A 13,756-nucleotide genomic window follows, 5' to 3' on the forward strand; every position below is an offset into this window, starting at 1 on the left:
AAAACACATCAGCAACAACCGGCAGAGGTACGAGCGACACTGGCTGTAGCCCTACGCTTTTCCAATTGCCGGGGGGGCTATGCCGGGATCTGACGGCAGGCGATCCGGATCATCGTGTTCCAACGTATCTGCGAGCCGAACCAGCCGCCATTCACCGCGACGTTGAATAGACTTGGGGGCATTCGCTGATCCACCGAAAAGGCCGGGTGGAACAGCGAATGTCGCAGGTGGTAACAAGGCACCTTGGCCAAACCAGCGGGTTCCGTCGAGCGCATGAGATTGTTCGCAACGCCACCATCCGCTTGCGGGGCATGGCGCCCCCGTAACAGCAAAACTGCCAACCGAAACGTGGCTCTGATCATTAGCACTTACACCGCCACTAGCGATGGCCGTGGTCGGGGGTGAAACAGGCAGGGCTAGCGGCAGAGGCGGCGGCACACGCTTTTGGACACGCTTGTCGACAAGCTTCCAGAATGTGGGACTCTTTGGTTCAAAACTAGGCTGCAGACCTCGCACTTTGTCCCACAGGGTGCGGGGTGGAAGCAGTAGCGCTTGGGGCATCCGATCGCCTTTCTTGATGTGCTGTCGTTGGCCGCCCAACACGCCGATGCCATTACCGCCGTCGCCACATAGCCACCAGCCGCTTTCAGGGCAGCGTTCGCCAGCGGTAGCGTATGTGCCAAGCGGTGTTGTCGGCGCTTCGGCGCGCTTACTTGCTACGGGTTCAGCCGACCGCAGTCGGATACTGGACACGATCTTGTCCCACAAGCCAAGTGCGGCGCCGTCCGAGAGCGAGGATGGAACAGGTTTTCGATTGCCGTTCCCCGTACTCATCCTGAATACGACGTGGGGGACGAAGACGTTGTCTTCCACCCCGTTCACCTCCCACCAGAAACTGTGGCCACGGGTTTCATTTTCCTCGACCACCAGCTCCACAAGTTCCTCTCCATCGAGACCACCAATCTCCCGCGGCGACGCTCGTAATCTGGTGATACGCATCCGCTCGGCGATCGATAGCCGTCCGTCTGCTGCTTCATTCCTCGCCAGGACACCCTGCGCCTCGGGCTTCATTCCAGCCGACACCATGAACATGAATTCGACATCCGGGTGACCTGACAGCCGGCCGAACATCATGACTTGTTCGCGCTGATCGGCGCTCAGCGGGTCACGCACATAGACGCGATCCATGCAGAATCCCGGTTCGGTAGGAATACGGTTGTCCGGGTTAGCTACAAGCTGGTTAACTAGCGCGGGCAGATCCTCGATTAAGTCGGGATCCCTGTCTTCATAGAACAGGTCGATGCTGATACTAGGACCATGCACGAGCGCTTCTGTCGTGATACCTTCGTCGCGATAACGCTCCACTCCACCCAAGCCGTCGCCGCGAGTGCCTTCCTGCACCGTCCGGCTGTGCATGAAGATCTTTCCGACAAGGCCGCTGTCGGTGTTGACGTCCCTCGCCGACTCCATATTCTTACTGCTTCCAAGGTAGTCCGGCTTAGCCTTGATTTGCGCCTCACGGTCTGTAACACGCTTCTGAAACTCTTCCTCCGTTTCGTTGAACGACGCGATTTCGAAGCCATCGATACGCGCCTGTCGCAGTTCAATCTCCGCCTCCTCCGGCACGTCAATTAAGAACCTGCCGACACATACTGTTTTCATTCTGTCGGTCATTCGAGCTACCTCATGTTGGTCTCGCCGGCCTTCTTCGCGTTTATCCAAAGCTTTTCCAACCGCCCATGTGGCGACCAAGCCCGCGCACAGAGCTCCGGCCAGCATTCGGGCCGGCCTGCTCCGGAGCCAATTCTTCACGAGATCTCCTGGACGATCTTGGTAATCAATCGAAGCGTTAATTTGAGCATGTGCTCATTGTTATACGATCCTTGGTGGTCGTAGCCCTCAGTCGCAAACACCTGTCTTAATTTGCCTGCCGGCCCAGCACCGGATTGCTGCGGTACGGTGCCGTCGCCTCGCGCATCCTGCTGATCAGGCGAGAACCGAAGCTCGGTCTTTCCCTCGACGAGCACGCGCCGCTGTCCGGTATCGGAATGACCCATGTACCGCGCGGCGGTGAGATTTGCAGGTGTGAGCGCCGTTGCTGAACCTGGCTGCTGAAGGGCGACCCACCGTAGCTGCCCGAATGTGAGTTGCTCTTTATCGTCGCCATAGAAAGCATAGCTATTAGGGTGGTAATAGTCCCCAAGCGTTCTGTGGAAAGTCTCGGCAGCATTGACAGCCTTATTAATCGCTGACACCACGCCGTCTCGTTTATTAACATATTTGCCAGCCGGATCAGCGAAGTCCGGATTGATCAAACGAAACCAAGATTTCATGTCACGGTACAGATCGTAGGGATTCTGGAGTGTCGCATTTGGGAAAGACAGCGCGTCAGAAGGCTTGGTATGGTATCCAGTTGCCCCATTGTTTCCGACTCGGCTTGCTGTTTGCGTCCCGCCGGCAAACCTAATTACGCGAACGTGCAACCACGGTTGCGGATACAGGTGATTCGGCAAAAGCTCGAGCGCCCCGGGCGATATCGCTAGAACAGGCGTCGTTTTATCAGCGCTGTTCCCTAAAATCATCGCCACCCTAGAATCTGCAAACTTCTTGAGAGGGGAACTATTAGGCGAAAACGACTCGGTTCCACAGGCAATCCGGCGGTAAGCAACAGGCGCGCCAAGTGCCGGCATGACGCCGTGGACCACACCGGCGATTTTTTCCGGGATACGCTTTGCGCATGCTCTGGCTACGAGTCCCCCCATCGAATGAGTTACCAGAATAACTTTGGAGCACTGCCGCTTCGCCCTCTTCCACGAATCGATGATCTGAAGAATTCGTTTCTCGAGCATTTCCGCCGACGTTTTACAGTCCTGTAACCAGCAGTATCCAGCCGCGTACACCGGAAAGTAGTATTGAGCGTGCTTCACGAGGTGGTCTTCCGTTAGCGGCGCGAACTGGCGCAGCCCCCATCGCTGGGGATCACAGGCCATCACGTCCTTCCAGTGCTGTTGGACGAAGCGCTTCTTGCCCTGCTCGTCAAACCCGAACGTCTGATTCAGGCGAGTCTGCAAGCCGTAGAGAAGTCCGCTATACGAATCGGCATGCACTTCGCCCCACCCGCGTTCCCGCAGCTCACGCTCGGTCAGAATATAGCCGTCCTCGGACCCCGGTATGACGACAGGTCCGCTAGGGTCCACTTCCAGAGTGGCGGGATCAAACAGCAACTGGCGCTCTCGCGGCGTGTACTTGTCCCAGATTTTGGCGGCCTTGAGCCCCTCGCTGTCGCCGTTAGGAGGGCGCCAGACAGGTTGACCAGCGCCGACCATTTGGTTCCGCTCATCCTCTATCCGGCCTAAACGTGGTTTTTCTTTGGCCCTTAGATTCGTACCCATGATGCCGGGTACAACAATGACCGGGATAATCTTGTTGGGAGGGACAAGTGCGAGGCCGCGGATCGTAAAATCCGCGGAGGACATAAAGGAATCGGCTCGCCACCCACCATTGGGCAAAGGGACGAGCGAAGGCAATGGCCTGGTCGGTTCACGCATGACGGTTCCCGACAGCTTAAATAGTGGATGGAAGAAGCTCGAACTGCACAGGCCCCAACGCATCATCCTGCATCAGCGAAGTCCGGCCTTCCTCATCGCTGGTGCCCTGGATGGTCCTGCCGTCGCTGAGGTGGGCAATGTAATTTTGATATGGAATTGGTTCCCGCGTTTGGAGATTACGCAGGACAAGTCTTTCCGTCGTCTCTAATGATGAGTTTTTAAACTCGGGTTTAGTGGGGTCGCCGCCACCGGCCGGCCCGCGGTTGATACCGGTCGCGTTGATGATATGCGCGCCAGCGCTTTGCAGTGTGATCGTGCCGTCGGCCCAATCCGTCTGCGCGCCTTTCGAGATGATCCGCACCATGGGCGCTTCGATATGAATCGCTTCCGCCGAAATCAGGCTGATCTTGCGCGACGATCTGACTTCGACAGCGCCCTGGTGGGACTCCAGCAGGATATTCCCCTCGCCCGCCACCAGCTTGATCCCTAGCGCCTGGGCGAACGCGCTGATCCCGCGGGCCGCACGGACGAAGATGTTCTTCCCTGCAGAGGTCCGCACATCGCCCCCGCTCACCATGTCGAGCTGCTTCTCGGACCCGAGCGCGACATTGTCCTGGCTGGCCACCATGATGCCCGCCGGCGCCGTCACCGCCACGATCGGTTCGCCGCCCTTGTCGCCCGGGGCGACGTTGGACCCCTGGTCCCAGCGCCGCAGCTTCTCCGACAGGTCGGCAAGGCGCTCGCCGCTCGGTTCATCTTCCGTGTGTTTATCCGCCAGCTTGGCGACCTCGTCTGCGATGCTCTGCATCAACTCAGCCAGACCAAGCAGCCCGGCGCGTGCCAGGTGCGCCCCCTCGGCCGACGAAGCGGCTTCGGCGCTTACCAGCACCCCTTCCTTGCCGCGGATCGCCACGGCATGGTCGCTGCGCAGCTCGGCGCCTTCGCCGCGCGGCTCGGCGCTGCCGTTGGCCTTCGGCTGGGTCAGCCAGCCCAGGTTGAGCTGGGCTGCACCATGATCGCTCGCCAGCTGGGCGCTGATTTCGCCGCGGGTGTCGTCGAAGCGCAGTTGGTTGCCGCGCGCGCCGCCGATCTCGCGCGTCCGGGTGCCGGACAGGTAGCGGTTGCCGGGCAGTGCGCCGGCCGTGCTCAGGGCCGGCGGCTCGCCGCGCTGGTTGAAGACTTGCGACAGGACCACCGGGCGGTCGGGGTCGCCGCCGAGGAAGGCCACCAGGACTTCGCTGCCGACCCGCGGCAGCGACAGCGTGCCGCATTGCTGGTTGGCGCCGGGGCCGCTGCCGGCCCAGTTGGAGGCGACCCGCACCCAGGCCGAATCGGCCGGCGTGTCGGAGGCGCCGGCGCCGTGCGCGTGCTTGTGATCAAGCGTGCGCATGCCCGGGAAGCGAATCTTGACCCGGCCCAGCGCGTCGCAATGCACTTCTTCGCCCGGTGGACCGGTGACGATCGCGCTCTGCAGCTGCGGATGCGGCAGGTCGATACGTGGATCGAAGTCCGGCACCAGCGGGATGCCGCGCCGTACCGCGTCGAAGCGCATCCGCACGCGCACGCCGTCGCCGGCCACCGGGTGTTCGTTCGGCGCCAGCATGGCGTCCACCGGGCTGTACGGCCCCATCAGGCGGCGCACCCGTGCCGACAGGTCGGCGGGCAGGTTGTTCTCGGCCTCGAACCAGACGGCGCTGACGACAAAATCGCGCTCGGCTTCGGGGTGGGTGTCGATCTCGGGGTGGCCGCTCAGGGTGAAGTATTCGCCGGCGCACAGGTCGCGCACGCTGCCTTCGCCGTGGAAGCACTTGGTGTCGAATTCGTGGCGGTTCATGCGTACCTGGCCGAGCCGCCAGTGGTCTTCGACGTCGTTGCCGGCATGCGGCATCTCGACCAGGTAGTCGTCGAGCGTGGCCGCCATGGCGTTGCCGCTGCGGCCCTGGTCGGCCATGCTGCGCGCGGTGGTGGTCATGAACTGGGCACCCAGGGGATTGCGGTAGTCCCAGCTGTGGCGGGTGATGCTGCCCGGCTGCAGGCGCCGCGCGGCGCACCAGGAGACGACGGTGTCGCGCTCTTCGGTGGCGTGGTCGCGGTGGTAGCGCACCGTGCCGGCCGCGCTGCGCGGCAGCGAGGCGGGATCGGAGAACAGCACCAGGGTGTGGCTAGGGGTGTCGTCCGGTTCCTGGTCGGCGCCGCCGGCGCGGGCGCGGCCGGGGCGGAAGGTCCAGGCGATGCCGCGGCGCTTGAGCAGGCGGCGGACAAAGGCGGCGTCGGATTCGTTGTACTGCATGGTCTGTTCGCGCGGCGGGTACAGGCGCATGTCGAACAGCGGATCGAGCTCGTAATCGAACGCGCTGGCCATGATGCTGTTGGACTGGCGCCATTCGTCGAACAGCACCTGCACGATCTCGAGTTCGTTCTGGTAGCGGAATACGCGGCTGTTGACGCGCTTTTCCATGACCGCCAGCGCATCGCGCAGCACCAGCTGGTAGACGGCCAGCCCGCCGTCGTGGTCGCCGGCGCGCGCCTCGGCGACGATGCCGCAGATGCCCCGCAGTTGGCCGCGGTCGGTCACGAGCTGGAGTTCGGCCGGGAGGGCGATGAGTTCCTTGAGCGGGAGGCGCGGCGTGTCGGCGACACAGGTGACGACGTATTCGAAGCCGCCGCAGACCGACTCGTGCCCCTGCACGCGCTGCGGCAGCAGCAGTTCGTCGGCCAGGTGGTCGGCATGGCCCAGGCGCAGCCGGATCGGCCGGTGGGCAGTGGTCAGCGATTTCTCGTGCCTGAGCATCCGCAGGAATTCGCTCGCGCTATCCAAATCACTCTCCTGGTATCGGGCTGCTGTCGCAGCGAAGAGTGCATCTTGGCAGAACGGAACACTAGCAGCCTTGTCGTGCTTCAACGCTACAAACGAACTAAATCTTATAGCCACGGTCGTTGCGAGTAGTTAGCCAGCTAGTGCCACTTATCGGCGCAAGCGCTGCTACTTTGCTACTTAGCTATTTGTCCAGAGTCGGAAGCGAATAGGAGGCCAGGCGCGGGATCGCGGCCAGCGTGTTGCGGTGGACCGCTCCCCGCACCTCCTCCACCCCGATCCCGCGCAGCTCGGCCAGCGCCGCGCCGATGGCGGGCAGCTGGTCGGGCGTGTTGCGCCCCGGGTGAATCCACGCGGGCGCGATGTCCGGCGAATCCGTCTCCAGCACGATCGACGCCAACGGAAGCTCGGTTGCCAGGCGCCGGATCTGCAGCGCGCGGGTAAAGGTCATGGCGCCGCCGAAGCCCAGGTGCATGCCCAGGTCGATGAAGGTCTGCGCCTGCTGGAAGCTGCCGTTGAAGGCGTGCGCGATGCCGGCCGGGGGACGGATCTGGCGCAGGTGCTTCAGCACCTGGTCCTGCGAGCGGCGCACGTGCAGCATCACCGGCAGTCCGAAGTCGCGCGCGATGCGCAGCTGCGCGCGCAGGAAGCGGTCCTGCTTTTCGCGCATGGCCGGTTCGCACAGCAGGGGGATGAAGAAGTCGAGCCCGATTTCGCCGATGCCGACGAAGTTCGGATCAGCCAGCGCCGCCTCCACCGCGCCGCGCAGCACCTCCAGGTCTTCGTCGCGCGCCTGCGGCACGCAGATCGGGTGGATGCCCAGCGCATACGTGATGTTCGGCGCGCGCGCCGCCAGGCTGGCCACGGCGCCGAAGTTGCCGCGCTCGACCGCCATCGCGACGATCATCGACACCCCCTCCCGTTCCGCCTGCGCAGCCACGTCCAGCGATCCGTCCCCGAACTCGTGCGCATCCAAGTGGCAGTGGGTATCGATCCACATGCGCGGCTCCCTGTCAGGCCTCGACCTGCTGCAAGCCGTGTTCGGTGAGGCGGAACACGCGGTCGCAGCGGCGTGCCAGCTCCATGTCGTGGGTGACGATCACAAACGCCGTGCCGAGGGTGCGCGACAGCTCCAGCATCAGGTCGAAGATCGTCTGCGCGGTGCTGTGGTCGAGGTTACCGGTCGGTTCGTCGGCCAGCACGCAGCTTGGCTCGGTCACCAGGGCGCGCGCCAGCGCCACCCGCTGGCGCTCGCCGCCGGACAGTTCGCCGGGACGGTGCACCACGCGCTTGCCCAGGCCCACCCGCCCCAGGATCGCCTCGGCCTTTTTCAGCGCGGCCTCACGCCCCTCGCGCCGAATCATCAAGGGCATCATGACGTTGTCGAGCGCCGAGAATTCCGGCAGCAGGTGGTGGAACTGGTAGACGAAGCCGAGCGACGAGTTGCGCAGGTCTCCGCGCCGGGTCTCGGACAGGGTGGCGAAATCCTCGCCGAGCAAGGTGACCGAACCCGTCGACGGGGTATCCAGCCCGCCCAGCAGGTGCAGCAGGGTCGACTTGCCGGAGCCGGACGCGCCGACGATGGCCACCCGTTCCCCGCGGTGGATCGCGAAGTCGACCGCGTCCAGCACCTTCACGGTGTAGTCGCCCTGCTTGAAAGTCTTGCCCAGGCCGCGGCAGGCCAGGACCGGCGTGGTGTGATTCATTGGATTATTCGGGTTACTACTCGGGTTACTATTCATAACGCAGCGCCTCCGCAGGTTTTACGCGCGACGCCGACCAGCTCGGGTACAGGGTCGCAGCAAACGCCAGCAGCACCGACACGCCGCCGATCTTGAAAACGTCCGGCCAGCGCAGGTCGGACGGCACCGCGCTGATCAGGTAGATATCTTTCGACAACAACTGCACTCCCAGTAAGCCTTCGATGAACGGGACGATGACGTCGATGTTCAGGGCCACCAGCACGCCCCCGCCGACGCCCAGCACCGTCCCGATGACGCCGACCAGCGCGCCCTGCACCATGAAGATCTTCATGATCGAGCGCGGCGATGCGCCCAGGGTGCGCAGGATCGCGATGTCGGCCTGCTTGTCGGTCACCGTCATCACCAGGGTCGACACCAGGTTGAAGGCGGCCACCGCGATGATCAGGGTGAGGATGATGAACATCATCTTCTTTTCGGTCTGTACGGCGGCGAACCAGTTGGCGTTGAGCTTCGACCAGTCGCGCATCTCCAGATTGCCCGGCATGGATTTCTTCAGCTCGGCCGCCACCAGCGGCGCCTCGTGCATGTCGGCGACGCGCAGCCGCAGGCCCATCGGGGCCGGCAGGCGTTCCATGCGCTGCGCGTCTTCCACGTGGATGAAGGAGAGCGCCGCATCGAAGTCCATGTGGCCGGCCTCGAAGATCCCGGACACGGTGAAGCTGCGGCTGCGCGGCAGCAGCCCGGCCGGCGTGATCTGCCCTTGCGCCAGCAGCATGGTGACCTTGTCGCCAATGCCGACGTTCAGCGAGCGCGCCAGCGCATAGCCCAGCACGATGTTGAACGACCCGGGCCGGAGCGTATCGAGGCTGCCCTGGGTGACCTGCCTGGCGACGTCGGACACCCTGGGCTCTTCCGCAGGCAGGACGCCGCGGATCACCGAGGGACGCATCACGCCCTGGCCCTCCAGCAGGCCCTGGGTCTCCACGAACGGCGCCACGCCGCGCACCGCCGGGTTCTTCAGCGCGTCGCGGCCGGCCGCGCGCCAGTCCGGCATACTGCCGCTGCGGTCGAACACTTCGATGTGGGCCAGCACCGAGAGCATGCGGTCGGTGACTTCCTTCTGGAAGCCGTTCATCACCGACAGCACGATGATCAAGGCCGCCACGCCGAGCGCGATGCCCGAGACCGAGATCAGGGAGATGAAGGAAATAAAGCTGTTGCGGCCGCTGCGCTTGCCGGCGCGCGTGTAGCGCAGGCCGACCAGCCATTCGTAGGGCAAATTCTGTGTGAATCTCATCTTATTCATAACGCAGGGCCTCGGCCGGTTTCACGCGCGAGGCCGACCAGCTCGGGTACAGGGTCGCAAAAAAAGCCAGCAGCACGGCCACGCCGCCGATCCAGCCGACGTCGCCCCAGCGCAGCTGCGACGGGATCTCGCTGATCAGGTACACCTCCTGCGACAGGAACTGCACCTTGAAGCTGCGTTCGATGAAGGGGACGATGACGTCGATATTGAGCGCCAGCCCGACGCCGGCAAGCACGCCCAGCACCGCGCCTAGCACGCCCACCAGGGTGCCCTGCACCATGAAGATGGTCATGATCGAGCGCGGCGAGGCGCCCAGGGTGCGCAGGATCGCGATGTCCGACTGCTTGTCGCGCACCGTCATGACCAGGGTCGAGACCAGGTTGAAGGCCGCCACTGCCACGATCATGGTCAGGATGATGAACATCATGCGCTTTTGCGATTCCACGGCCGCGAACCAGATCGCATTGACCTTGGACCAGTCGCGGATGTACAGCTCGCCCGACATGCTGCGATGCAGCTCGGTGGCCACGCGCGGGGCCTGCTGCATGTCGGCCAGGCGCAGCCGGATGCCGGCGGGGGCGGCGGCATTGGCGAGTCCCTGCGCATCGTTGATGTTGGCAAAGGCGAGCGAGGAATCGAATTCGAAGTGGCCGGCCTCGAAGATGCCGGCCACGGTCAGCGGCCGGGTGCGCGGCAGCGCGCCGCCGCCAGAGGTAGACGATGAGGTGGCGGCCGGGGTCGACGCCATCAGGAGCGTGATCCGGTCGCCCACGCGCACGTCGAGCGAGCTGGCGAGCGCGCGGCCGATGACCACATTGAACGAACCGGGCTGCAGCGCATCGAAACGCCCTTCGCGCATGTGTTTCGCTACGTCGGACACCTTGGCTTCCTGGGCCGGGTCGATCCCGCGCAGCAGCACCGGCTTCATCACGCCGTCGCTCAGCAACATGGCCTGGGTTTCGGCGAAGGGCGCGGCGGCGCGCACTTCCGGGTTGCGCAGGGCTTCCTGCACCGCCGTGCGCCAGCCCGGCATTTCGCCGCGGGCGTCGAACACCTCGACGTGGGCCAGCACCGACAGCATGCGTGCGGTCACTTCCTTCTGGAAGCCGTTCATCACCGAGAGCACCACGATCAGGGCGGCCACGCCCAGCGCGATGCCGGCCACCGAGGCCATCGAGATGAAGGAAATGAAGCTGTTGCGGCCGCTGCGCTTGCCGGCGCGGGTGTAGCGCAGGCCGACCTGCCATTCGTAGGGCAGCTTGTGGGTGATGCTCATGAAATCCGGTATTCGCGTAAACTAGACGTTATGGGTTTGCCAACCCGACAGTTTGCCAGACATCCGGCTTTCGTGGCGCAAAAGAAAGCTTCTTGTGTGTGAGCACTGCGGGACGCAGCGGGTGCACGACCGTTCGCTCACCCCGTATTTGCCCTAGAATAGCGGCATGCCGCACATTACGCTCGTCCTGCCCCACCTGTTGCCACTCCCTGAATTCGCGCCCGACCTGGTCCGCGCACTGCAGACCCCCGCCCTGGCCGCCCTGCTCACCCGTACGGGCGCGCACGAACGCCGCGCCATCCTTGATACCGCGCGCGCGCTGCCGCACGAGCAGTGGCTGGCACGCGCGCTCGGGCTGGCGCAGGATGGCCAGCCGGCGTTTGCCGCGGCCGCCATGCGCGGTTTCGGCCTGGTGGCCGACAGCGGCACCTGGTACATCGTCAACCCGGCCCACATCCAGATCGCGCGCAGCCATTCCATGATGGCCGATCTGCGCCATCTGGGCTTAAGCGAGGATGAAAGCCGGGCCCTGTACCAAGCGGCGCGGCCCCTGTGCGAAGAGATTGGCCACCCGCTGCTGTACGGCGACGCCCAGACCTGGTTCCTGCGCGCCGACGACTGGAGCGGCATCGAGACCGCCACCCCGGATACCGTGGCCGGCATGGACCTCTCCGACTTCGTCCCGCGCGGCAAGCAGGCCCTGCCCCTGCGCCGGCTGCAGAACGAAATCCAGATGCTGTGGCACACCCATCCGGTGAACGCCGCGCGCGAGGAGCGGCGCCTGCCGGCGGTGAACTCGTTCTGGCTGTGGGGCGCCGCCACCGGGGCGCAGCCTACGCCCGCGCCAATGACCAGCATCGGCATGCCCGGCTGGGTCCGCGGCCTGTCCAGCCACGCGCTTGCGTCGCTCGACGAACTTGACGGCGCATTGGCGCGCGATGGCATCGTGGCCGTCGGCTACCTGGCCGAGGCCGCCATCGCCGCCGACTGGGGCACCTGGGTGCAGCAGGTGCAGGCCCTGGAAGACAAACTGTTCGCGCCGCTGCATGCCGGGCTGGTCCAGGGCCGCATCAAGGAGCTGCGCCTGGTGCTGAGCAGCCGCGACGCCCTTGCCGAATTCACCACGACCGCCATGGCCCAGCGCAAGTTCTGGCGCCGGCCGACACTGGAACGAATGACTTGAGCATTAACACCCGCACCAATACCAGGATCACCACCCGCCCCTGCCCGTTCCGTACCTCCGAGATGCTGCGCCAGGGCGGGGTCCATCCGGTCCTCGCACGCATCTATGCGGCGCGCGGCCTGCTCGACGTGCGCGAGCTGTCGAGCGAGCTGGGGGCGCTGGTGCCCCCTGGCGCCCTGCGCCACATCGATGCCGCAGCCAGCTTCCTGGCCGACGCCATTCAAAGCCACAAGCGCATGACCATCGTCGCCGACTATGACTGCGACGGCGCCACCGCCTGCGCGGTCGCCCTGCGCGGCCTGCGCATGATGGGAGCTGGCGTCGACTACATCGTGCCGAACCGCTTCGAGTACGGCTACGGCCTCACGCCCGAGATCGTCGAACTGACCGCTCGCGAAAAATCGCCCGACATCATCATCACGGTCGACAACGGCATTGCCAGCATCGACGGCGTGCTGGAGGCCAACCGGCGCGGCATCGACGTGGTGGTCACCGACCACCACTTGCCGGGCGACGCGCTGCCGCCGGCGCGCGTGATCGTCAACCCGAACCAGCCCGAGTGCGGCTTCCCGAGCAAGCACCTGGCCGGCGTCGGCGTGGTGTTTTATGTCCTGCTGGCGCTGCGCGCCGAACTGCGCCGGCGCGGCGTGTTCGACGCCCAGACCCAGCCCAAGCTCGACAGCCTGCTCGACCTGGTCGCGCTGGGCACGGTGGCCGACGTGGTCCGCCTGGACGCCAACAACCGCATCCTGGTTGCCCAGGGCATCAAGCGCATGCGCGCGGGCCGCATGCATGCCGGGGTGGCCGCCCTGTTCCGGGTGGCGGGCCGCGAAGCGCGCTGCGCCTCGCCCTTCGATCTCGGCTTTGCCCTCGGTCCGCGCCTGAACGCCGCCGGCCGGCTGGAAGACATGTCGCTCGGGATCGAATGCCTGGTCACCGACGACGTCGGCCGCGCCTGGGCGATCGCCCAGCAGCTCAACGAGATCAACCTCAAGCGCCGCGAGATCGAGGCCGAGATGCAGGACACCGCCCTGCTCCACCTGGACAGCTTCGAGCCCTCCGGCGCCAGCACGATCAGCGTGTTCGACGAGGGCTGGCACCAGGGCGTGATCGGCATCGTCGCCTCGCGCCTGAAAGAGAAGTTTTACCGGCCGACGATCACCTTCGCACCGGGCAGCGAAGGCATGATCAAGGGCTCGGGCCGTTCGATCCCGGGCTTCCACCTGCGCGATGCGCTCGACCTGGTGTCCAAGCGCGTGCCGGGACTGATCGACAAGTTCGGCGGGCACGCGATGGCGGCCGGCCTCACCATCCGCGCCGAGCACTTCGACAGCTTCCAGCAGGCTTTCGAAGCGGTCGGCCGCGCCTGGCTGACCGAAGCCCAGCTGGAGCGCATCATCGAGACCGACGGGCCGCTCGAGGACGAGTATTACTCGACCCAGTTCATCGAACAGATGGACGGCCAGGTCTGGGGCCAGGGATTCGCGCCGCCGGTGTTCTGCGACGAGTTCCGGGTGGTGAGCCAGCGGATACTGAAAGAGCGCCACCTCAAGCTGCTGCTGGAGAAGAACGGCCGGCGCTACGATGCGATCTGGTTCGGGCATGCCGACAGTTTGCCGGAGCGGGCACGGGTGGCGTTCAGGCTCGACGCAAATGAGTACAACGGCGTCACGAAAGTACAGTTACTGGTGGAGCACGCAGAACCAGCGTAGCGTGGGCGGCTTCGCTTCCCACGCGTTCAACCAGTCGATGAACAGAGGCGCCGTATCAACGCATCAGTGATTTGAACGCGTGGGCGGACAAGCCGCCCACCCTTGTATCTTGAACCTCTGTGGAGCTAGCTACTCTACATGGAGCTGGGGCTAGCTTGGGTCCACCCTGATGGCCAGACCATGACAAGTAGATCAGGCGCCTCAGCTCTTTCT

At 64.6% G+C, this 13,756-nt stretch carries 9 protein-coding genes; 2 read left to right on the forward strand and 7 right to left on the reverse strand.

Features of this window, described 5'->3' with window-relative positions; genetic code table 11:
- Positions 1-51 precede the first annotated feature (51 nt).
- From AC56LU_RS03420 to AC56LU_RS03450, 7 genes are all read right to left on the reverse strand, one after another.
- Positions 52-1,674 carry a T6SS immunity protein Tli4 family protein gene (locus AC56LU_RS03420; RefSeq protein ID WP_497174185.1) on the reverse strand — a complete coding sequence of 541 codons (1,623 nt, stop codon included), beginning with the start codon at positions 1,672-1,674 and terminating at the stop codon, positions 52-54.
- A 134-nt stretch (positions 1,675-1,808) separates the two neighbouring features.
- Positions 1,809-3,548, reverse strand: a complete 1,740-nt coding sequence (locus tag AC56LU_RS03425) for an esterase/lipase family protein (protein WP_497174186.1) — start codon at positions 3,546-3,548, stop codon at positions 1,809-1,811.
- A 16-nt stretch (positions 3,549-3,564) separates the two neighbouring features.
- The gene (locus tag AC56LU_RS03430; protein WP_497174187.1) at positions 3,565-6,366 is read right to left on the reverse strand and encodes a type VI secretion system Vgr family protein; all 2,802 of its coding nucleotides are present in this window, start codon (positions 6,364-6,366) and stop codon (positions 3,565-3,567) included.
- Positions 6,367-6,547: 181 nt separating this feature from the next.
- Positions 6,548-7,363 (reverse strand): TatD family hydrolase, encoded by an 816-nt coding sequence (locus tag AC56LU_RS03435; RefSeq protein ID WP_497174188.1) that lies wholly within the window; start codon positions 7,361-7,363, stop codon positions 6,548-6,550.
- Positions 7,364-7,376: 13 nt separating this feature from the next.
- Positions 7,377-8,069: a lipoprotein-releasing ABC transporter ATP-binding protein LolD gene (gene lolD, locus AC56LU_RS03440; RefSeq protein WP_497174189.1), complete on the reverse strand. Its 693-nt coding sequence runs from the start codon at positions 8,067-8,069 to the stop codon at positions 7,377-7,379.
- Between the two features lie 28 nt (positions 8,070-8,097).
- Positions 8,098-9,363, reverse strand: coding sequence for a lipoprotein-releasing ABC transporter permease subunit (locus AC56LU_RS03445; protein ID WP_497174190.1), 1,266 nt, complete (start codon positions 9,361-9,363; stop codon positions 8,098-8,100).
- Position 9,364: 1 nt separating this feature from the next.
- Positions 9,365-10,648 (reverse strand): lipoprotein-releasing ABC transporter permease subunit, encoded by a 1,284-nt coding sequence (locus tag AC56LU_RS03450; protein ID WP_497174191.1) that lies wholly within the window; start codon positions 10,646-10,648, stop codon positions 9,365-9,367.
- A gap of 166 nt (positions 10,649-10,814) precedes the next feature.
- On the opposite strand from AC56LU_RS03450, the gene AC56LU_RS03455 reads away from it, so the two are divergent.
- Complete coding sequence (locus AC56LU_RS03455) at positions 10,815-11,831, forward strand: hypothetical protein (RefSeq protein ID WP_497174192.1); 1,017 nt, start codon at positions 10,815-10,817, stop codon at positions 11,829-11,831.
- A gap of 62 nt (positions 11,832-11,893) precedes the next feature.
- A complete protein-coding gene (recJ, locus tag AC56LU_RS03460; RefSeq protein ID WP_497174211.1) occupies positions 11,894-13,543 on the forward strand; it encodes a single-stranded-DNA-specific exonuclease RecJ in 1,650 nt (549 codons plus the stop codon).
- The last annotated feature ends 213 nt before the right edge of the window (positions 13,544-13,756 follow it).

The organism is Telluria sp. PB2R4 (assembly GCF_059685695.1).

What these genes read in the sequence shown, in the direction of transcription:
- AC56LU_RS03420 (WP_497174185.1), bottom strand. Translation starts at nt 1,674, where the DNA reads ATGACCGACAGAATGAAAACAGTATGTGTCGGCAGGTTCTTAATTGAC.
- AC56LU_RS03425 (WP_497174186.1), bottom strand. Translation starts at nt 3,548, where the DNA reads ATGCGTGAACCGACCAGGCCATTGCCTTCGCTCGTCCCTTTGCCCAAT.
- AC56LU_RS03435 (WP_497174188.1), bottom strand. Translation starts at nt 7,363, where the DNA reads ATGTGGATCGATACCCACTGCCACTTGGATGCGCACGAGTTCGGGGAC.
- lolD (WP_497174189.1), bottom strand. Translation starts at nt 8,069, where the DNA reads ATGAATCACACCACGCCGGTCCTGGCCTGCCGCGGCCTGGGCAAGACT.
- AC56LU_RS03445 (WP_497174190.1), bottom strand. Translation starts at nt 9,363, where the DNA reads ATGAGATTCACACAGAATTTGCCCTACGAATGGCTGGTCGGCCTGCGC.
- AC56LU_RS03450 (WP_497174191.1), bottom strand. Translation starts at nt 10,648, where the DNA reads ATGAGCATCACCCACAAGCTGCCCTACGAATGGCAGGTCGGCCTGCGC.
- AC56LU_RS03455 (WP_497174192.1), top strand. Translation starts at nt 10,815, where the DNA reads ATGCCGCACATTACGCTCGTCCTGCCCCACCTGTTGCCACTCCCTGAA.
- recJ (WP_497174211.1), top strand. Translation starts at nt 11,894, where the DNA reads ATGCTGCGCCAGGGCGGGGTCCATCCGGTCCTCGCACGCATCTATGCG.